Below are 19,395 nucleotides of genomic sequence, written 5' to 3' on the forward strand. Positions count from 1 at the left end.
ATACCTAAAAACTGAGGGTATAGGCAAATCTCTGTAATTAGTCTGAAAAAACAAAAAATAAAAGGGCACCTGAGTGCCCTTTATCAATTTGAATGGGTGCTAATCTAGTATAATTTAAGCTGTCATTTTATTTCCAGCAATCAAATTATTAATACAGATAAGACGCTAAATTAGTCTTGTAGCCCCAGTTTTTTCTCCAGATAATGGATATTTGTTCCACCTTTCTGGAAATGTTCATCATTCATAATTGCTTGGTGCAATTCGATGTTAGTTTTGATGCCATCAATAATCAATTCATCGAGTGCATTCTTCATTCGGGCAATCGCAATCTCACGCGTTTCACCGTAAGTAATCAGCTTACCAATCATTGAATCATAGTAAGGTGGTACGGTATAACCTGCGTAAATATGGGATTCCCAACGAACACCAAATCCACCCGGAGAATGGAAACGTGTAATTTTACCCGGGCTAGGAATAAATGTATTCGGGTCTTCCGCATTGATACGGCATTCTAATGCGTGGCCTTTAACATGAATATCTTCTTGTTTGATAGACAACGGCAAGCCAGCAGCAATACGCAGCTGTTCTTTAATTAAATCGACACCGGTTATCATCTCAGTGACAGGGTGTTCTACTTGAATACGAGTATTCATTTCAATAAAGTAGAATTCACCATTTTCATATAAGAACTCGAAAGTTCCTGCGCCGCGATATTCAATTTTTTGGCAAGCTTTGGCACAGCGTTCGCCGATATCGTGACGAATCTCTGGCGTAATGCCTGGAGCTGGTGCTTCTTCGACGACTTTTTGATGGCGGCGCTGCATTGAGCAGTCACGCTCAGCAAGGTAAACTGCATTACCTTTACCATCCGCAATTACCTGAATTTCAACATGACGTGGATTTTCTAGGTATTTCTCCATATAAACCATGTCATTACTGAAGGCTGCTTTAGCTTCCGCACGGGTCAGGTTGATCGATTTAGTCAAATCTTTGGCATGACGGACAACCCGCATTCCACGACCGCCGCCGCCGCCGGAGGCTTTGATAATCACTGGATAACCAATGCGTTCTGCAATCAGTCTATTGCGTTCATCATCATCATCCAATGGGCCGTCAGAACCTGGAACACAAGGAACACCGGCTTTTTTCATCGCTTCAATGGCCGAAACTTTGTCACCCATTAGGCGAATTGTTTCAGCTCTTGGGCCAATAAAAACAAAACCTGAACGTTCGACTTGTTCAGCAAAATCCGCATTTTCAGCTAAGAATCCATAACCTGGATGGATAGCTTGCGCGCCAGAAATCTCAGCGGCAGAAATAATGGCGGGGATATTTAGGTAGCTTTTTGCAGAAGCTGCTGGGCCGATACAAATTGTTTCATCCGCCAGCAATACGTGTTTTAAATCACTATCTGCAGTGGAGTGTACAGCTACGGTCTTAATGCCCAGTTCTTTACAGGCACGAAGAATGCGTAGGGCAATTTCTCCACGATTAGCAATGACAATTTTCTCAAGCATGTGAACGCCTCGTTATTCGATGACGACCAATGGCTCGTCAAATTCAACCGCATCACCGTTTTCTAACAGAATAGCCTTAACCACACCAGCTTTGTCTGCTTCAATCTGATTCATCATTTTCATCGCTTCAACGATACACAGAGGATCGCCAACGCTAACGGTCTGACCAATTTCAATAAATGATTTCGCTTCCGGGCTTGGTGCACGATAGAACGTACCAACCATTGGCGAACGTACAATATGACCAGAAATAGCGGCAGCGGAATCTGTTACAGTGACAATAGGTTCTTGTGCTGGAGCAACCGCATTAGCCAGTGCTGGTTGAACAGCTGGAGCCGTATAATATTGTTGAGGTGCCGACATCATTTGAGATGCAGCCGGCATACGACTGATGCGTACTGACTCTTCACCTTCAGAAATTTCTAATTCAGAAATACCTGATTCTTCAACCAGTTCGATCAGTTTTTTAATTTTACGAATATCCATGAGTGTGATTCCGTACTCTTATATTTTGATTTGATGAGTTTTTGACAAGCGATTGACCGCTGCCCGTAAAGCGAAACTATATCCATCCGCACCTAATCCACAGATAACCCCAACAGCTTGATCAGAGAGGTAAGAGTGGTGGCGAAAAGGTTCTCGGGCATGCACATTAGACAAATGTATCTCAATGAATGGGATAGCAACTGCTAATAGCGCATCACGCAACGCGACACTGGTATGCGTGAACGCCGCCGGATTGATAAGAATAAAATCTATTTCTCCGCGTGCTTGATGAATTGTGTTAATCAATTCATGCTCAGCATTGGACTGAAAATGACTCAATTTTACGGCTAACTGCTCCGCTTCCTGTTCAAGACGAGAGACAAGATCTGGCAGCGTTAAGCGACCATAAGTCTCAGGTTCACGTGTTCCCAGCAAGTTTAGATTGGGGCCGTTAAGAAGTAAAATGTGAATATCTTCTGCCATTATGCGGGTATCTCCGACGATACGTCAATAACCTGACAACATAACCTGATGTAAAGGCTTTGTCATCTATTTATCTTTAAAATAAATAAATTATTACGAATAAGGTTCGCCATTATAAAGACTTCATAGCATTTAGCAGCAAAATACTGGTCTTATCAGAGAAAATAACGGCAACTATTCTTTGAAGTGTGCAGCACCTCTGATTTTCAGGGTGCTGTTTTTTTTGATTTTAACTGCGAGTATCAACAAGAATACGCCCAGTAATTTGATTGTTGATTAATTTTTCAGCGTAATCGGCAGCTTGTGCAAGCGAAATCTCGCAAGCTACTTGCTGATAAAAGCTTTCCGGTAACAGTGAAGCTAGTCGCTGCCAAACTTCAGCGCGTTTCTCTGCGGGATAATGTACTGAATCAATACCTTGCAGACGGATGTTACGCAAAATAAACGGCATTACCGTGGTTGATAACTCAATCCCTCCTGCTAATCCACACGCAGCGACAGTCCCGTTATACTGAGTTTCTGCCAGTATCGCAGCCAAAATATGTCCTCCTACAGTATCCACTCCCCCTGCCCAACGCTGCTTATTTAAAGGACGTGGTTGTGCAGGAAAATCGTTACGGGACAAAATATTTTTAGCACCTAGTTGATATAGATAATCACTATTTTCGGCTCGGCCTGTGACTGCGGTGACTGAATAACCTAAGCGAGAGAGTAATTGAATTGCTGTGCTTCCGACACCGCCACTGGCACCGGTGACAATAATATCGCCATGCTCTGGCGTTATACCACTATCTTGCAGTGCCATCACACAGAGCATGGCAGTGAAACCGGCAGTACCGATGATCATCGCATGGCGCAAGGATAAATTATCCGGTACCGCGGTTAGATAATTTGCCGGAACGCGAGCTTGTGTCGCTAAACCACCCCAGTGATTTTCACCTACGCCCCAACCAGTGAGTAATACCTGTTGGCCGATTTTAAAACGTGCATCTGTTGAGTGATTAACTGTACCTGAAAAATCGATGCCGGGGATCATAGGAAATTGACGAACGATTTTGCCTTTACCGGTAATAGCTAATGCATCTTTATAATTTAGCGTAGACCAATGAATATCAACGATAACATCACCCGGTGGTAATTCATCAACCGCACAATTTTTGACTTGTACTACTTGTCCATCGGCATGTTGTTCGAGTAATAATGCCTTCATAATTACCTCATTAGTCTTGAATTTGTACGATGAATTATAACGTAAAGCACAGGGAGAGTAACGCCACTGACTCGAGGCGAATTTTTAAATCAATAATTAATTTGTAAATATGCGTTTTTTTTCTGGCTTATGTGTGCTTTTATCGTGCAGAATGTCTATCAATTAAGATAATCTTTGGTTTTTTCAGGACAAAAAACCAAAAGCTTAAGACATGTCGTTGTAATCTATAAAACATATATAAAATAATATGCTGATAAAGGGCATAATATTCCTATGTGTTAAACCCTGAAAAAAATAAAGTAAAATTTATTTGAACTTGAGCCTAGGATAATAGGTCACAAGAGGGGTAAATATCATGAATACGGCGCAGATAAAAAAAGAGTAAAGTATTTGGGCAATTAGCTTATTTTCTCATAGCATCTGTGTGAAAAATGCGTAAAGTAGACTACTTTTTTGAAGTTTTTATCTGCTTCGTCTTTATAAAAGCACGTACAATGGGCGTGTTTTTATGTGATTAATTATAGTGCGATTAATTATAGTGTGATTAATTTTAGCCATATAAATAGAAATAGCCTTGTTGTACGCCTTGAGGCTATTTTTGGTGGTTGGTAGAGTAGACGGATTTTCATTCGTCCCCGGCTTGCAGGATAATCCTTTCGTTATGTTTAAAAAATTTCGTGGCATGTTTTCTAATGACCTGTCCATTGATTTGGGTACTGCGAATACCCTTATTTATGTCAAAGGACAAGGAGTGAAGTTAAATGAACCCTCGGTGGTGGCTATTCGCCAAGACCGTGCAGGTTCACCAAAAAGTGTTGCAGCCGTAGGTGGTGAAGCAAAACAAATGCTGGGGCGTACACCGGGTAATATTTCCGCTATTCGTCCGATGAAAGATGGTGTTATCGCTGACTTCTTTCTGACTGAAAAAATGCTACAGCATTTTATCAAACAAGTGCATAGCAATAGTTTTATGCGTCCTAGCCCGCGTGTTTTGGTTTGTGTACCCGTTGGGGCGACACAGGTTGAGCGTAAAGCGATCCGCGAGTCTGCCTTGAGCGCTGGTGCGCGTGAAGTATTCTTAATTGAAGAACCGATGGCGGCAGCGATTGGTGCTGGTCTACCTGTATCTGAAGCAACCGGTTCTATGGTGGTTGATATCGGTGGCGGAACCACTGAAGTCGCAGTTATTTCATTGAATGGCGTGGTTTATTCTTCTTCTGTTCGCATTGGTGGTGACCGTTTTGATGAATCAATTATTAATTATGTTCGTCGTAATTATGGTTCATTAATTGGTGAAGCGACAGCCGAGCGTATTAAGCATGAAATTGGCTCTGCTTATCCAACAGATCAGTTATATGAAATTGAAGTACGTGGACGTAACTTAGCCGAAGGTGTTCCTCGTGGATTTACGTTGAATTCCAACGAGATCCTTGAGGCATTACAAGAGCCATTGATTGGTATCGTCAGCGCGGTCATGGTTGCATTAGAACAATGCCCTCCAGAATTAGCCTCCGATATTTCAGAGCGCGGCATGGTATTGACTGGCGGTGGTGCACTACTGCGTAATCTCGATCGCTTATTGATGGAAGAAACCGGTATTCCTGTTATTGTTGCCGAAGATCCATTAACCTGCGTAGCGCGTGGTGGTGGTAAAGCTTTAGAAATGATTGATATGCATGGCGGCGATTTATTTAGTGAAGATTAACGGCTGACCTGCAGGCGAGCAAGGAGGATCGAGCTGACCCTCCTTTCAACCCTATTTACGTTGTCTATTTATTTTGATTCTCTGATAATTGTGAAGCACTGTTATACATGAAGCCGATTTTTAGGCGTGGTCCTTCCCTACAATTGCGTATTTTTATTGCGGTTATTGTTGCGATAATGCTGGTGGCGGTTGATCATCGTTTTGAACCTTTCAATAAAATCCGTTCCTATCTGGATACGGCTGTCAGCCCGTTCTATTTTCTGGCTAATGGTCCTCGTCAGTTACTCGACAGCGTGTCTGATGGTTTTTCAACTCGCGAGCAATTAAGGTTTGAAAATCGAGCATTAAAGCAGGAATTACTGCTGAATAAAGCTGATAGCCTATTGTTAGAGCAATTAAAGCAAGAAAACTCCCGTCTCCGTGAATTACTCGGTTCGCCATTGCGTCAAGATGAGCATATGATGGTTACTCAGGTTATTTCTGGCGCTAATACACCGTATCGTGATCAAGTGGTTATTGACAAAGGTACGCATGATGGTGTCTATGAAGGTCAACCAGTTATCAGTGACAAAGGCGTAGTGGGACAAATTGTGGGCGTCAGCCAGTTTAATAGCCGTGTGTTATTGATTTGCGATACTACACATGCGTTACCGGTTCAGGTATTGCGTAATGATGTGCGAGTGATTGCGGTAGGAACGGGATGTAGTGACGACTTACAATTAGAGCCATTGCCAGAAAATACGGATATTCGTGTGGGTGATGTGTTAGTGACTTCTGGATTAGGCGGACGCTTTCCTGAGGGCTATCCTGTAGGAGTAGTCTCTAGTGTGAAACATGATACTCAACGAGCTTATACCATCATTAATGCCAAGCCGACAGCTGAACTACAGCGCCTAAGATATTTATTATTATTATGGGGTAGCGATAGCGATCCTGCACAGCCTTTGCCGCCTTCTGAAGTGTACCGAGCTGCGAATGAGCGTTTGATGAAAGTTCTCCCGCAAGTATTACCGACACCAAATGAGTTGCAAGGGCCGCCATTACCGGCGAATATCGATTCACCTTCAGGGCGTTAGCGTCTAATACAGGGCTATCATCAATGAATTTTGGGTATAAAGGATAAAAACTAATGAATGAATACCGCGGAAATGGTCGTGGGATCATTTGGTTATCTTTTTTTATTGCCATTATTTTGCAGATCATGCCTTGGCCTGAATTTTTGGCATATTATCGGCCGTCTTGGTTATTGCTAATTCTAATATATTGGGTGATGGCCTTACCCCATCGGGTCAGCGTGGGGACCAGCTTTTTCTTGGGGATCGTAGTCGATTTAATCCAAGGGGCAGCTTTAGGAGTAAATGCACTGGCTTACAGCATTATCTGCTATTTAGTGGCTTATAAACATCAATTACTGCGCAATATGGCACTATGGCAGCAATCACTGGTGATTATTGGTCTGACTATTATTTTAGATTTTACGGTTTTCTGGGCCGAGTTTGTTTCATCTCAAGTCTTGTTTCATCCTCAGGTATTTTGGAATAGCGTGGTCAATGGTATTCTGTGGCCATGGTTATTTTTATTACTGCGAAAAATCCGTCGTCAATTCTCCGTTTATTAACTTGATATATCGCATTAAAAATATAGCATTGAAAATATTTATAAAAGGGACTAAAAAATAATATGAGCTGTATTTATTTGGCATCTGGTTCACCAAGAAGGCGTGAGCTGATCGGATTATTAAATTATCAATGCGATATCTTACGTCCCTCGGTTATCGAAGAATGGATGTCCGGAGAAACCCCTCAGCAGTATGTTCAACGCTTAGCTGTCGAAAAATCACAGGCAGGAGTGGCTATAGCGCCTCATGATTACCCGGTGCTGGGGGCAGATACTATCGTCGTATTAAATCAAAATATTCTAGAAAAACCGAGAGATAAACAGCATGCGGCTGAGATCCTTGCGTTATTATCAGGGCAAACGCACCAAGTGATGACGGCCATCGCAGTTTCTAACTCAAAACAATTATTATCACAATTAATTGTGACTGATGTGACCTTCCGCGATTTATCAAAATTAGAAATACAGGATTATATCGCGAGCGGTGAACCGATGGATAAAGCGGGTGCTTATGGTATTCAAGGGCTCGGTGGGCGTTTCGTACGGAAAATTAATGGCAGCTATCATGCCGTTGTTGGCTTACCGCTAGTCGAAACAGAAGAATTAATTGAGCGATTTTTAGCGCTAATTGATGGTAAGGGAAAATAATGACCGCTGAATTGTTAGTAAATATCACACCATCTGAGACGCGAGTTGCCTATATTGACGGCGGGATACTGCAAGAGATCCATATTGAACGCGAAGCCAAAAGAGGAATTGTTGGCAATATTTACAAAGGCCGTGTGAGCCGGGTGCTTCCTGGAATGCAGGCGGCCTTTGTTGATATTGGCCTCGATAAAGCCGCTTTTTTACATGCTTCCGATATTATGCCGCATACTGAATGTATTGCTGGTGAAGAACAAAAAAACTTTCATGTTCGTGATATCGCTGAATTAGTCAAGCAGGGGCAAGATCTTATTGTTCAGGTGGTTAAAGATCCTTTAGGAACCAAAGGCGCGCGTTTAACTACCGATATTACCTTGCCCTCGCGTTATTTAGTCTTTATGCCGGGCGCTTCACATGTCGGGGTTTCTCAGCGTATTGACAGCGAATCTGAGCGTGAAAGATTAAAGCAAATAGTTGCCGAATATTGTGACGAAAATGGCGGATTTATTATTCGTACTGCGGCTGAAGGCGTCGGCGAAGAAGAATTACGCCAAGATGCTGCGTTCCTTAAACGCTTATGGACAAAAGTGATTGAGCGTAAAAAGCGTAATGTCACACGGACCAAAATTTACGGTGAGTTAGCTTTAGCTCATCGTATTATTCGTGATTTTGCTGGCGCTGCACTGGATAGAATTCGAGTCGATTCACGTTTAACTCACGAACAACTGCAAGAGTTTATTGCTGAGTATGTCCCTGAAATGACAGCTAAATTAGAGCTTTATCAGGGGAATCAGCCTATTTTTGATTTGTATGATGTTGAAAATGAAATTCAGCGAGCATTAGAACGTAAAGTTGAATTGAAGTCTGGCGGTTATCTAATTATTGACCAAACTGAAGCCATGACTACGATAGATATTAATACTGGTGCATTTGTTGGGCATCGTAATTTAGAAGAAACTATTTTTAATACCAATGTTGAAGCCACTCAGGCGATTGCACGGCAATTACGTCTGCGCAATTTGGGCGGTATTATTATTATTGATTTTATTGATATGATTGATGCAGAACATCGTCGTCGTGTACTGGCATCTTTAGAACAAGCGCTTAGCAAAGATAAAGTAAAAACTACCATCAATGGCTTTTCCCAATTGGGTTTGGTGGAAATGACTCGCAAGCGTACTAGAGAAAGCCTCGAACATGTTCTTTGTGATTGCTGCCCAAGTTGCCAAGGACGAGGTACGGTAAAATCGGTTGAAACCGTGTGCTATGAAATATTACGTGAAATTGTACGGGTTCATCGTTCTATTGACGCCGATCGTTTTCTGGTTTACGCCGCAAAATCAGTAGTTGATGTGCTGACGGGTGATGAATCCCATGCGTTAGCTGAAGTGGAAATTTTTGTCGGCAAACAAGTTAAAGTTCAAGTCGAACCGCTATACAGCCAAGAACGTTTTGATGTAGTAATGATGTAGTAATAATGTCGAAATCATATAAATCAACTGCATGTATTAATTAGCCTTGTTTTAGATTGCAGCCAGCGGGTTTTATTCCATTTATCTTGATAGCGAGAATAGGTTACGCTCTTGAGAAGATGGAATAATTTTATTATTGTCGCATTAATTATTTAGCTTACAGCGGCATTCATGAAGGAGAGGCTGGTGAAACGACTGCCCAAAATTATGTTGGTGACAGCCGCTTTGGTACTGATTATCTGTGCATTATTGCTCAGTGGACTGCGTTTTTTTCTGCCTTATATCAATGATTATCGTACACAAATTGCTGCAAGATTTGAGCAAACTTCAGGTATTCCGATTGAAATTGGTCATTTAGATGCTGCATGGCATTCATTTGGCCCCAGTTTAACCATTAATCAAGTGGTTATTCGTAGCGATATGCTGGATGCGGATGCAGAGAAAATTTCAATTGAGCTTGATGTTTGGCGCTCATTATTCTCGCTACGTTGGCGTTTTCGTGATCTAACCTTTTATCAATTGAACGTCGATTATAAAGTTCCTTTCGATAAAGACTCGCCACTCGATACCGATCAGCAGTTTGGCAGTTTTGATGATCTATTTTTACGTAAGTTTGATAATTTTACGCTCAAAAATAGTCAAATTTCGTTTCTTACTCCTTCAGAACAAAAAACTACCTTATTATTGCCTGAATTGTCTTGGCTAAATCAGCCTGGTCGTCATCGCGCTCAGGGATACGTTAGCCTTGAAACTATTAATAAACAGCATGGTTTTTTACAAGTTAAATTAGATTTAACTGACAAAAATGACATTTTGAGTGATGGCACCATCTATTTGCAGGCAGATAATATCGATATGCAGCCATGGCTTAGCCGTTGGTTGCGGGATAATAGTGGATTGCAGGATGCTAATTTTAGTCTGTCATCATGGGTAACGTTGAAAGATAGCCGTATTCAAAGTGGCTTATTACAGCTACGTCAAGGTGAGGCTAACTGGGAGATGGATCACGCAGCCCATAATCTTCAGGTTAATGATTTATTACTGCGAATGCGCCGTCAAGGCAATGGCTGGTTATTTGATATTCCTGAGCTAGATACGGTAAAAACTGACGAATATATTTGGCCAATGGGAAGCCTCTCGGTATTGTATTTACCAAGCTCAAGTAAATATAAACACCATGATCACTGGCGTATCCGGGCTAAAAATATTCAGCTCGAACGCTTAAGTGAGATATTACCTACCTTCTCATTTTTGACACCGGAGATGGTTCAAGATTGGCAACATCGTCAACCAATGGGGCTAATTAGCAGCTTTGCCGTCGATTTGATCCCTGATATGCCAGAGCATACCCAAATTGATATGGATTGGCATGATGTAAGTTGGAAAAAATGGAAGTCATTGCCATCAATGAATGGCTTTAGTGGTGTCTTAGTTGGTGATAAGCAGCGTGGAGTGGTTTCTTTTTCTGTGGCTGACGGAGAAATTGATTACCAACCTATGTCTGATAAACCTATGTCTGATAAACCTATGTTTGCCAAGCCATTGAATATAACTAAAGCGCGCGGGCATATTTTTTGGCGTGTACTTGAAGATAACTTTGAATTGTGGAGTGATAAACTCGATATTCAGGCCACTTCTTTGTGGGTTAATGGTCAATTTCGTTATCAGCAGCAAGGGCAACAAAAGCCAGATTTAAATATACTGGCAGGCATCCGCTTAGATGATGCCGGGCAAGCGTGGCGCTATTTTCCTCAGACATTGATGGGGCAAGATCTGACTGATTATCTAACTTCAGCCATTATTGCAGGTCGAGTGGATGAAGCCAGTTTATTATTTAGAGGCTCACCAGAAGATTTTCCGTTTTATCAAAATAATGGTCAATTTCAGGTCTTTGTGCCTTTACGCGATGCAACCTTTGAATATGATCCTCACTGGCCGGCAATTTTTAATTTAGATATCGATTTAAATTTCCAGCGCCAAGGCCTATTTATGTCAGCGCCAACATTGAAATTAGATAAAGCGATCGCCACCGATGTGCATGCTGATATCGCTGATTATGCCGATTCAATGCTGAAAATTAATGCAGATATCGCTGGAACTGGTCAGCAAATTCATGATTATTTTATGTTATCACCGATGAAAGAGTCGATTGGTGAAACCTTAGATATATTGCAAATTGACGGTAATGTGGCTGGCTCTCTTGCATTATCTATTCCTTTAGAACCGGAAAAGCAGGTGGTTGCCGAGGGAACCGTTAAATTAAATCATAATGATATTTATATTAAATCGATCGATAGTCAGCTAAAGCAAGTTTCAGGACAGTTTTCTTTTGTGAATGGTAATTTAACCAGTAACACACTGCAGGGTTCTTGGTTTGGCCAGCCGATCGATTTGAGTTTTACTACACACGAAAAAAAGAAACACTATCAAGTTGATATTCAATTGGCGGGTCATTGGCTAGCAGAAAAAATTAATGCTATTCCGGAAAATCTACGCCAAAAACTGCAAGGTAAAATTGATTGGCAAGGCACGGTAGGAATAACTATCCCTGAGCACGCGGGGACAAAAACAGCATTAGATATTCAGCTAAATAGCGATATCAGCCAGCTTAAGCACCAATTTTCTGATATCGATCCTCAGTTATTAAGTAAACTAAAAACGCTAAGCGCACAGGCTCAAGGTAGCACCGAACAGCTCGCTATTTATGGCGATATTGGCAAGCTGATAGGTTTTAATAGTGAATGGCAATTAGGTAACCAGCAAGTGAGTTTGCTGAAAGGGCAAATTTCACCTTGGAAAGATACCATTCCTCAACTGCCTAAATCGTCATTATTACAGATTGATTTACCTGAAATTAGCGATCCTAAGTGGTTAATGCTGCTCGGTCAGCTTGATATTGATACGCCAGCCAGTAAAGCAGGAGATATGCGTTTCGATTATCCACATACTATAAAGTTCACCACTCCTTCGATAACATTTGGCGGGCAGCAGTGGAAGCAACTTGCGTTAACGGTTGATCAAACAGCTTCCGGGTTTTCGTTACAGGCTAATAGCCCCGATATTCGTGCCAGCCTGAATATGCCACATGATAAATATTGGCAATTAGCGATTGATTACCTTTACTTTAATCCACTGAGCACATTAACTCCGACCTCGGATAAAACAGTAAATTCTGCCTCTCAAATCTACCATTTTGCCAGTTGGCCAACCCTTAATGTATTGTGCCGAGAGTGTTGGATTAGTGGTTATAAATTAGGTCAAATTACGGCTACGTTACAGCCTAAAGGTCATACTTTGCAGCTCACTGGCGGGACGTTAAATAACAGCGCAACTCAATTAACGCTAGATGCAATATGGCAAAGCGGATCTGAAAATAAAACCCAGCTGGCGGGAACGCTGCAAGGTGAACGTTTTGATGATACTGCCGCTTATTATGGGGTATTAGTGCCAATTATTGAATCGCCTTATGTTATTGAATTTGATGTTAATTGGCGAGATACACCGTGGTCACCTGATGTGTCCTCTCTTAATGGACTGTTAACTGCCAAATTAGGTAAAGGTGCGATTTCTGAAATGGGCGGCGGTAATGCAGGGCGATTATTGCGCTTAATGAGTTTTGATGCATTGTTACGCAAACTTCGCTTTGATTTTCGTGATACGTTTAGTAATGACTTCAATTTTGATTCGATCAAAGCAACAGCTAAACTAACGAAAGGTGTATTAAGTACTGAAAATACATTGATCGATGGTTTAATTGCGGATATTAAATTATCGGGTCAAATTAATCTGTTACAAAGAAAGATCAATATGGAAGTCGTTGTAACGCCTGAATTATCTGCGACTGTAGGTGTTGCCACTGCTTTCGCCGTAAATCCGATTGTCGGGGCGGCGGTTTTTGCAGCCAGCAAAGTCTTTGGGCCATTATGGAGTAAAATCTCCGTTATTCGCTATCATATTACCGGTAGCTTAGATGAGCCTAAGATTGATGAGGTGCTGCGACAGCTTAAGGAGAATGAGAAGTGATGAAAAATGTCAATGTTGCACTTTTACAATTATGCAGCGGTAGAAATACTCAGCATAATTTAGCGCAAATTGAGCAGCAAATCAAACAGTTACCCAGCTCAGTTAAGTTAGTCATGACGCCCGAGAATGCGCTGTTATTCGCCGATGCCGCAACCTATAAAAAGCGAGCCGAAATTGAAGGCCAAGGTCCATTACAAGCCGCCGTTAGTGAATTAGCCAAGCGTTATAATGTTTGGATTTTAATTGGTTCGATGCCGCTGGTCAGTCGTGAAAATGCGGAAAAAATCACCAGTAGTAGCTTACTATTTGATGAAAAAGGCAATATTAAAGCGCGTTACGATAAAATCCATATGTTCGATGTAAGTATTACAGATGAACAAGGTACATATAATGAATCATCTATTTATCAGCGTGGTGAACATATCACGGTAGTAGATACTCCAGTGGGACGCCTTGGCATGACAATCTGTTATGATCTGCGCTTCCCAGGCTTATTTCAGGCACTGCGTGAGCAAGGTGCTGAGATTATTTCTGTGCCAGCCGCATTTACGCGTCTAACTGGGAAAGCTCATTGGGAACCGTTACTGCGAGCCAGAGCCATAGAAAACCAATGTATTATTGTTGCTCCGGCGCAAGTGGGTGTACATGGTACTCGTAAAACTTGGGGGCATACTTTGGCAGTCGATGGCTGGGGTAAAGTATTAAAGAAAAATGTTGATGCGGTTTCAGCCTTAGAGCTCAATCTGCGTGTCGATAGTCTCGAAGTCATGCGTGAGCAGATTAAAGTGGTAAAACATAATCGTTTTCGTCCTCATCTGACATCACTGATAAACAAAGAATCAACTACTAAAGAGTAATAATTATGAGTTTAGCCTTTGTTAGCGAAAATTTGCTAACCGTGAACCACCTCGATCAACAAAAATTAGCTGATGTTTTAGGTCTATTATCTGAACGCCGTTTGGATTATGCCGATTTGTATTTTCAATCTAGCTATCACGAAGCGTGGATCTTAGAAGATCGTATTATTAAAGATGGTTCTTATAATATCGATCAAGGCGTTGGTGTCCGAGCGATTAGTGGTGAAAAAACCGGTTTCGCGTATGCGGATCAAATCAATTTACTTGCGTTACAACAAAGTGCACAAGCAGCACGCAGTATTGTTTCTGAGCGTGGCAATGGCAAGGCTCAGATCTTAGGTGAAGTGAATTATAAACCGTTATATCCATTACTTGATCCGCTGAATAGTTTATCCCGCGAAGAAAAAATAGGTTTATTACACCGAGTTGATCAAATAGCCCGAGCAGAAGATCCTCGCGTTATCGAAGTGAATGCTAGCTTAACTGGAATTTACGAACAAGTTCTTGTGGCAGCGACTGATGGTACATTGGCTGCCGATGTTCGCCCATTAGTTCGCTTATCGGTTAGCGTTTTAGTGGAAGATGATGGCAAAAGGGAACGCGGCGGCAGTGGCGGTGGCGCACGCTCGGGGTACGATTATTTTCTTGAAATACATGACGGACAAATTTTAGCCGAGCAATATGCTCGTGAAGCGGTACGTATGGCATTGCTCAATTTAACGGCTATCGCCGCACCAGCAGGAACGATGCCGGTAGTATTAGGTGCAGGTTGGCCGGGGGTTTTATTGCATGAAGCGGTAGGGCATGGTCTAGAAGGTGATTTTAATCGCCGTGGTAGCTCTGTTTTCAGTGGTCAAATCGGAGAGAAAGTTGCTTCTGAATTGTGTTCAATCGTTGATGATGGCACGCTCTTTGGGCGTCGAGGCTCATTAGCTATCGATGATGAAGGGGTACCGGGACAATGCAATCTATTGATTGAAAATGGTATTTTGAAAGGCTATATGCAGGATAAGCTGAATGCTAGACTGATGGGAACCGAGCCTACCGGTAACGCACGACGAGAATCTTATGCCCATCTACCTATGCCACGCATGACCAATACTTATATGTTAGCCGGAGAATCATCACCTGCTGATATTATTGCTAGTGTTGATAAAGGTATTTATGCGCCGAATTTTGCCGGTGGTCAGGTCGATATTACCTCGGGTAAGTTCGTATTTTCAACGTCAGAAGCTTATTTAATTGAAAATGGCAAAATAACTAAGCCAGTAAAAGGGGCGACACTTATCGGTGCCGGTCATGAAGCTATGCAGCAAATATCTATGGTGGGCAACGACTTAGCACTGGATAAAGGTGTGGGTGTTTGCGGTAAAGAAGGGCAAAGTTTACCGGTCGGTGTGGGGCAGCCAACACTGAAGTTAGATCAAATTACTGTCGGTGGTACAGCTTAATTGGTTTCTCTGTTGTTTAGTTTATGAATATTGACTGGTTTTATTGGTAGGTTTTAGGGATTGAGCCACCGCTATGCTGGCGGTGTGCTCGGCAACCTATGCTTACGGATTATTTAGGATAAAAAACATATTATGAAGTTTAATAAGCGGCTTATTTCTATGCTAATTATGGCAGTTTTAATCGCCGTGAGCTTGTATTTTAAAGGCAGTGATTTGCAAACAACCGAGCAATCATTGCGTCCGATATCCCCACCTGAGCAAGCGTTGAGAGATAATAAATCACAAAAGATTGATCAGCTAACGGCAGAAAAATCAGTGGTGAGCTATGTTGAGAAATATCAAAGATTGCCTGAGTTTTATATTACCAAGAAAGTCGCGCGTCAGAATGGCTGGGATCCTCGCGTGGGCAATCTGTGTGAAGTGATGCCGGGGAAAGCCATTGGGGGAGATAAATTTTTAAATCGGGAAAAACGTTTACCGATAGCCCCTCATCGACAATGGTATGAAGCCGATATTAATTATCGCTGTGGGCACCGAGGTGCCGATCGTTTACTTTATTCCTCTGACGGTATGATTTATCTCAGTAAAGACCATTATAAATCCTTTAATCAAGTTAAATGAGTTAGTTATGGATATCTGCCGAACTGAAGTTTTTGATTTTGACTATATAGAGAGTATCGCTGATTTTTATCAACAATTTCAGCAACGTTTTCAGTTACCTGAGTGGTTTGGACATAATTTGGATGCGCTGTGGGATATGCTTAATGGCGAAATTGAATTGCCGATATGTATTGTCTTTCGCCAGCTTGATCAGTCTCAATGGGTACTGTTTTCAGACATTATTGAATTGATGATTGACGCACAAGAAGAATTAAATGGGCAACTTATTTTTCATTGCAGTATATAAAATTATTATCTAGAAAATAGCCGTATAAAAAAACCGTATCATAAATAGAGTGTTAACCCACCATACAGATTAATATTGACTATTAGCGGCTATGGCTGCATAAAAAAGCCGGATCTGCTGTGTATTTAACACAGCATTATTCCGGTTTTTTATCGCACTTTTACTGTTCGTTAGGCGGTTTCAGATAACTCTTTTAAATACTGAAATAGCTGGCGGAATGATTTTGGTGGTTTAGCGGCGGCTTTTTCCTTTTTGGCATTACGCACCAGTGCACGTAATTGTTGGCGGTCAGTCATTGGGAATAATTCAACCACTTCCTCAATCACCTCATTGCCATTTTCTAATAATCTAATCCTCAGATCTTCCAATTTATGGAAGATAAGCGTTTGTTGGTTATGACGATTTTTAAGCCGATCCAGAGCTTCAGTGATAGGTTCAGGATCACGCGCGCGTAATAATTTACCAATCAACTGCAACTGACGACGACGGCCTTCGCGTCTAATTTTTTGTGCCAGCTCGATAGCGGCTAATAAGTCTTCATCCAGAGGGATGCGTTCTAACTCATTTTTACTCAGATCAACCAGCTCGGCGCCCAGCTTTTTCAAAGCTTCGGCATCACGTTTTATTTCGCTTTTACTGACCCAAATGATCTCGTCATCGTCTTCTTGTGGCGCGGGAGTCTCATCGAGCCAATCTTCAGGCTGTCTGGCCATAATGGTTTCCTTTATTTACAGAAAGCAACAGCGTAATTTGCATGACCTGCTGCGTTGTGGGTGTTAACATTCATTTATCCATCATGCTTCAAGTTGTACAGTTCCGGCTGTATAGCAATCGAATGTACAGTATCGATTGTATACTACCGAGTGAATAGTACCGATTGAATAGTACCGGTTGAATAGTACCGGTTGAATAGGCCAGTTTTATTGATAGTCCGTATAACGCACTGATTAACTCGCTGCTAGTGAATGGCAAAAGTTTACGGTTATTTGGAAAACACTATTTACTGGCTTTCTACCACTTGAAGTATTTAGGCTATATTATTATGTATTGTAACTGGGAAAATTGCCTAATGACTACTGTACTTTCCAATTGTTAGGGCATAAACCGGTGATTTTTCCTCTTTTTACTCGGATTTTAATCAATGAACCCCAATGAACAGGTAGCTCAGCAACGTAAAATACTGGAAGAGGCTGTTTCTCAGGCTCTTGAATTCGCTCAACAGCATTGTGATGCCGCAGAAGTCGCGGTTAATAAAAGTACAGGCATAGGTGTTAGTACGCGTCATGGTGAAGTCGAAAATGTCGAATTTAACAGTGACGGCGCATTAGGTATCACCGTTTATCATCGCCAGCGAAAAGGCAGTGCATCTTCGACAGATTTAACGCCTGAAGCCATTCAACGTACGGTTCAGGCGGCAATTGATATTGCGCAGTATACCTCAGAAGATGCCTTTGCAGGGCCTGCTGATAAAGATTTATTAGCTTTTGATGCACCCGATTTGCAATTATTTCAAGCCACACCCCTTGAGCCAGATGAAGCGATTAAATTAGCAGCAGCAGCAGAGAAAGCGGCACTAGATGCAGACCCCCGTATCGTAAATACCGAGGGCGGCAGTTTTAATGGCCATTATGGGATCCGTGTTTTTGGCAATTCACATGGCATGCTGCAAAGTTATTGTTCAAGCCGCTATTCAATGTCGAGCTGCGTTATTGCTGAACATAATGGTGATATGGAACGCGATTACGCTTATACCATTGGGCGCAGTATGGCTTCTTTGCAATCGCCTGAATGGGTAGGCCAAGAATGTGCTCGACGAACACTGGCTCGATTATCGCCGCGTAAGTTACCGACGATGAAAGCACCGGTAATTTTTGCCGCAGAAGTAGCAACCGGATTATTTGGGCATTTAGTCGGTGCGATTAGTGGCAGCAGTATTTATCGTAAATCTTCATTCTTGATGGACAGCTTAGGTCAGCAAATTCTGCCAGAATGGTTAACGATTACAGAACAACCTCACTTAATTGGCGGTTTAGCTTCAACGCCATTTGATAGCGAAGGCGTACGTACAAGTCAGCGTAATATTATTGATCAGGGAATGCTAACCACTTGGTTATTAACTTCTTATTCTGCACGTAAGTTAGGGCTAAAGAGCACCGGACATGCAGGCGGTATTCATAATTGGCATATTCCTGGCCAAGGAGATTCTTTTGATGGGTTACTCAAAAAAATGGGCACGGGATTAATTGTTACCGAACTGATGGGCCAAGGTGTGAGTGCCATGACGGGTGATTATTCTCGTGGGGCCGCAGGTTTTTGGGTTGAAAATGGCGAAATTCAATATCCCGTCAGTGAAATTACTATTGCTGGTAATTTAAAAGATATGTGGGCCAACATAGTCACTATTGGTGACGATATTGAAATGCGCAGCAATATTCAGTGCGGTTCAGTGCTGTTACCTGAAATGAGTATCGCTGGTCAGTAACGGATATTTAGACCTACATTAATTAAAATAAGCCCGACAGATAACGCTATCTGTCGGGCTTATTTTTTGGCATTTAATAAATTAACGGTGTAATTCACCTGCAGCTTCAGGCTGATAAATAATTTCTAGCACTTTAACGCGAGTTTTTACGCCATTAGGCAGTTCCCAACTAATTTCATCATTGACTCTTAATCCGAGCAATGCGGCGCCCATCGGTGCCATAACAGAAAGCTGTTCGGTACTATCTTTTAGCGAGGCAGGGTAAACCAGCGTTCGGGTGCGTTCTTCGTTACTGATCAGATCTTGAAAACGGATCGTGCTGTTCATAGTGACTACATCCGCGGGAATTTCCTGAGGAGTTACTATTTCGGCGCGGTCTAGCTCTTCATTCAGGGCATCAGCCACGGGGCTATCAGCATGAGCTGGTTGTTCTAATAGTCTATCCAGACGTTCAGCGTCTAAATCATTAATAATAATTGTTGGCTTTGTCATACCACACTCCAAATAGATTCAATACAAAGCAAACGCCCCCCACCCATA

At 42.0% G+C, this 19,395-nt stretch carries 17 protein-coding genes; 11 read left to right on the forward strand and 6 right to left on the reverse strand.

The genetic code is table 11. The annotated features are described in order from the left end of the window. Nucleotides 1-170: 170 nt before the first annotated feature. The 4 genes from accC to acuI form a co-directional block, all read right to left on the reverse strand. On the reverse strand, nucleotides 171-1,517 hold the full coding sequence (gene accC, locus MNY66_RS02010; RefSeq protein ID WP_047255248.1) for an acetyl-CoA carboxylase biotin carboxylase subunit: 1,347 nt from the start codon (nucleotides 1,515-1,517) through the stop codon (nucleotides 171-173). A 12-nt stretch (nucleotides 1,518-1,529) separates the two neighbouring features. Next, on the reverse strand, nucleotides 1,530-2,003 hold the full coding sequence (accB, locus tag MNY66_RS02015) for an acetyl-CoA carboxylase biotin carboxyl carrier protein (protein WP_047255247.1): 474 nt from the start codon (nucleotides 2,001-2,003) through the stop codon (nucleotides 1,530-1,532). Between the two features lie 18 nt (nucleotides 2,004-2,021). Continuing rightward, on the reverse strand, nucleotides 2,022-2,486 hold the full coding sequence (gene aroQ, locus MNY66_RS02020; protein ID WP_047255246.1) for a type II 3-dehydroquinate dehydratase: 465 nt from the start codon (nucleotides 2,484-2,486) through the stop codon (nucleotides 2,022-2,024). Nucleotides 2,487-2,715: 229 nt separating this feature from the next. Beyond that, on the reverse strand, nucleotides 2,716-3,696 hold the full coding sequence (gene acuI / locus MNY66_RS02025) for an acrylyl-CoA reductase (NADPH) (RefSeq protein WP_241501328.1): 981 nt from the start codon (nucleotides 3,694-3,696) through the stop codon (nucleotides 2,716-2,718). 661 nt (nucleotides 3,697-4,357) lie between these two features. On the opposite strand from acuI, the gene mreB reads away from it, so the two are divergent. The 10 genes from mreB to MNY66_RS02075 all read left to right on the forward strand — a co-directional run bounded on the left by mreB (nucleotide 4,358) and on the right by MNY66_RS02075 (nucleotide 16,373). Further along, complete coding sequence (gene mreB / locus MNY66_RS02030; RefSeq protein WP_047255244.1) at nucleotides 4,358-5,401, forward strand: rod shape-determining protein MreB; 1,044 nt, start codon at nucleotides 4,358-4,360, stop codon at nucleotides 5,399-5,401. A gap of 107 nt (nucleotides 5,402-5,508) precedes the next feature. Then, the gene (gene mreC / locus MNY66_RS02035; protein WP_241501329.1) at nucleotides 5,509-6,477 is read left to right on the forward strand and encodes a rod shape-determining protein MreC; all 969 of its coding nucleotides are present in this window, start codon (nucleotides 5,509-5,511) and stop codon (nucleotides 6,475-6,477) included. A 53-nt stretch (nucleotides 6,478-6,530) separates the two neighbouring features. Further along, nucleotides 6,531-7,019 (forward strand): rod shape-determining protein MreD, encoded by a 489-nt coding sequence (mreD, locus tag MNY66_RS02040; RefSeq protein ID WP_047255242.1) that lies wholly within the window; start codon nucleotides 6,531-6,533, stop codon nucleotides 7,017-7,019. Nucleotides 7,020-7,081: 62 nt separating this feature from the next. After that, on the forward strand, nucleotides 7,082-7,666 hold the full coding sequence (locus MNY66_RS02045) for a Maf family protein (RefSeq protein ID WP_047255241.1): 585 nt from the start codon (nucleotides 7,082-7,084) through the stop codon (nucleotides 7,664-7,666). Beyond that, complete coding sequence (rng, locus tag MNY66_RS02050) at nucleotides 7,666-9,135, forward strand: ribonuclease G (RefSeq protein WP_047255240.1); 1,470 nt, start codon at nucleotides 7,666-7,668, stop codon at nucleotides 9,133-9,135. The genes MNY66_RS02045 and rng overlap by 1 nt, the downstream gene beginning before the upstream one ends. Nucleotides 9,136-9,321: 186 nt before the next feature. Then, on the forward strand, nucleotides 9,322-13,158 hold the full coding sequence (gene yhdP / locus MNY66_RS02055; protein WP_241501330.1) for an AsmA2 domain-containing protein YhdP: 3,837 nt from the start codon (nucleotides 9,322-9,324) through the stop codon (nucleotides 13,156-13,158). After that, a complete protein-coding gene (gene nit1, locus MNY66_RS02060) occupies nucleotides 13,158-14,015 on the forward strand; it encodes a deaminated glutathione amidase (RefSeq protein ID WP_241501331.1) in 858 nt (285 codons plus the stop codon). The genes yhdP and nit1 overlap by 1 nt, the downstream gene beginning before the upstream one ends. A gap of 5 nt (nucleotides 14,016-14,020) precedes the next feature. Then, nucleotides 14,021-15,466 carry a metalloprotease TldD gene (gene tldD, locus MNY66_RS02065; RefSeq protein WP_241501332.1) on the forward strand — a complete coding sequence of 482 codons (1,446 nt, stop codon included), beginning with the start codon at nucleotides 14,021-14,023 and terminating at the stop codon, nucleotides 15,464-15,466. 132 nt (nucleotides 15,467-15,598) lie between these two features. Beyond that, nucleotides 15,599-16,087: a ribonuclease domain-containing protein gene (locus MNY66_RS02070; RefSeq protein ID WP_047255237.1), complete on the forward strand. Its 489-nt coding sequence runs from the start codon at nucleotides 15,599-15,601 to the stop codon at nucleotides 16,085-16,087. 7 nt (nucleotides 16,088-16,094) lie between these two features. Beyond that, nucleotides 16,095-16,373: a barstar family protein gene (locus MNY66_RS02075; RefSeq protein WP_241501333.1), complete on the forward strand. Its 279-nt coding sequence runs from the start codon at nucleotides 16,095-16,097 to the stop codon at nucleotides 16,371-16,373. A gap of 170 nt (nucleotides 16,374-16,543) precedes the next feature. Here the strand turns inward: MNY66_RS02075 and yjgA are convergent, their stop codons facing one another. Continuing rightward, nucleotides 16,544-17,086 carry a ribosome biogenesis factor YjgA gene (yjgA, locus tag MNY66_RS02080; RefSeq protein ID WP_241501334.1) on the reverse strand — a complete coding sequence of 181 codons (543 nt, stop codon included), beginning with the start codon at nucleotides 17,084-17,086 and terminating at the stop codon, nucleotides 16,544-16,546. A gap of 428 nt (nucleotides 17,087-17,514) precedes the next feature. Between yjgA and pmbA the strand changes: the two genes are divergently transcribed. Further along, complete coding sequence (pmbA, locus tag MNY66_RS02085; protein ID WP_241501335.1) at nucleotides 17,515-18,855, forward strand: metalloprotease PmbA; 1,341 nt, start codon at nucleotides 17,515-17,517, stop codon at nucleotides 18,853-18,855. An 81-nt stretch (nucleotides 18,856-18,936) separates the two neighbouring features. Here pmbA and rnk read toward each other — a convergent pair whose 3' ends face one another. Further along, on the reverse strand, nucleotides 18,937-19,347 hold the full coding sequence (gene rnk, locus MNY66_RS02090) for a nucleoside diphosphate kinase regulator (RefSeq protein WP_047255233.1): 411 nt from the start codon (nucleotides 19,345-19,347) through the stop codon (nucleotides 18,937-18,939). Nucleotides 19,348-19,395 lie beyond the last annotated feature (48 nt).

Source organism: Moellerella wisconsensis (genome assembly GCF_022592395.1).
Lineage (GTDB): Bacteria > Pseudomonadota > Gammaproteobacteria > Enterobacterales > Enterobacteriaceae > Moellerella > Moellerella wisconsensis.

Excerpts from the sequence above, each read along its gene's own strand:
- rnk (WP_047255233.1), bottom strand. The coding sequence starts at position 19,347 with ATGACAAAGCCAACAATTATTATTAATGATTTAGACGCTGAACGTCTG.
- mreD (WP_047255242.1), top strand. The coding sequence starts at position 6,531 with ATGAATGAATACCGCGGAAATGGTCGTGGGATCATTTGGTTATCTTTT.
- yjgA (WP_241501334.1), bottom strand. The coding sequence starts at position 17,086 with ATGGCCAGACAGCCTGAAGATTGGCTCGATGAGACTCCCGCGCCACAA.
- accC (WP_047255248.1), bottom strand. The coding sequence starts at position 1,517 with ATGCTTGAGAAAATTGTCATTGCTAATCGTGGAGAAATTGCCCTACGC.
- mreB (WP_047255244.1), top strand. The coding sequence starts at position 4,358 with ATGTTTAAAAAATTTCGTGGCATGTTTTCTAATGACCTGTCCATTGAT.
- mreC (WP_241501329.1), top strand. The coding sequence starts at position 5,509 with ATGAAGCCGATTTTTAGGCGTGGTCCTTCCCTACAATTGCGTATTTTT.
- rng (WP_047255240.1), top strand. The coding sequence starts at position 7,666 with ATGACCGCTGAATTGTTAGTAAATATCACACCATCTGAGACGCGAGTT.
- acuI (WP_241501328.1), bottom strand. The coding sequence starts at position 3,696 with ATGAAGGCATTATTACTCGAACAACATGCCGATGGACAAGTAGTACAA.
- aroQ (WP_047255246.1), bottom strand. The coding sequence starts at position 2,486 with ATGGCAGAAGATATTCACATTTTACTTCTTAACGGCCCCAATCTAAAC.
- nit1 (WP_241501331.1), top strand. The coding sequence starts at position 13,158 with ATGAAAAATGTCAATGTTGCACTTTTACAATTATGCAGCGGTAGAAAT.
- MNY66_RS02075 (WP_241501333.1), top strand. The coding sequence starts at position 16,095 with ATGGATATCTGCCGAACTGAAGTTTTTGATTTTGACTATATAGAGAGT.
- MNY66_RS02045 (WP_047255241.1), top strand. The coding sequence starts at position 7,082 with ATGAGCTGTATTTATTTGGCATCTGGTTCACCAAGAAGGCGTGAGCTG.
- accB (WP_047255247.1), bottom strand. The coding sequence starts at position 2,003 with ATGGATATTCGTAAAATTAAAAAACTGATCGAACTGGTTGAAGAATCA.
- tldD (WP_241501332.1), top strand. The coding sequence starts at position 14,021 with ATGAGTTTAGCCTTTGTTAGCGAAAATTTGCTAACCGTGAACCACCTC.
- pmbA (WP_241501335.1), top strand. The coding sequence starts at position 17,515 with ATGAACCCCAATGAACAGGTAGCTCAGCAACGTAAAATACTGGAAGAG.
- MNY66_RS02070 (WP_047255237.1), top strand. The coding sequence starts at position 15,599 with ATGAAGTTTAATAAGCGGCTTATTTCTATGCTAATTATGGCAGTTTTA.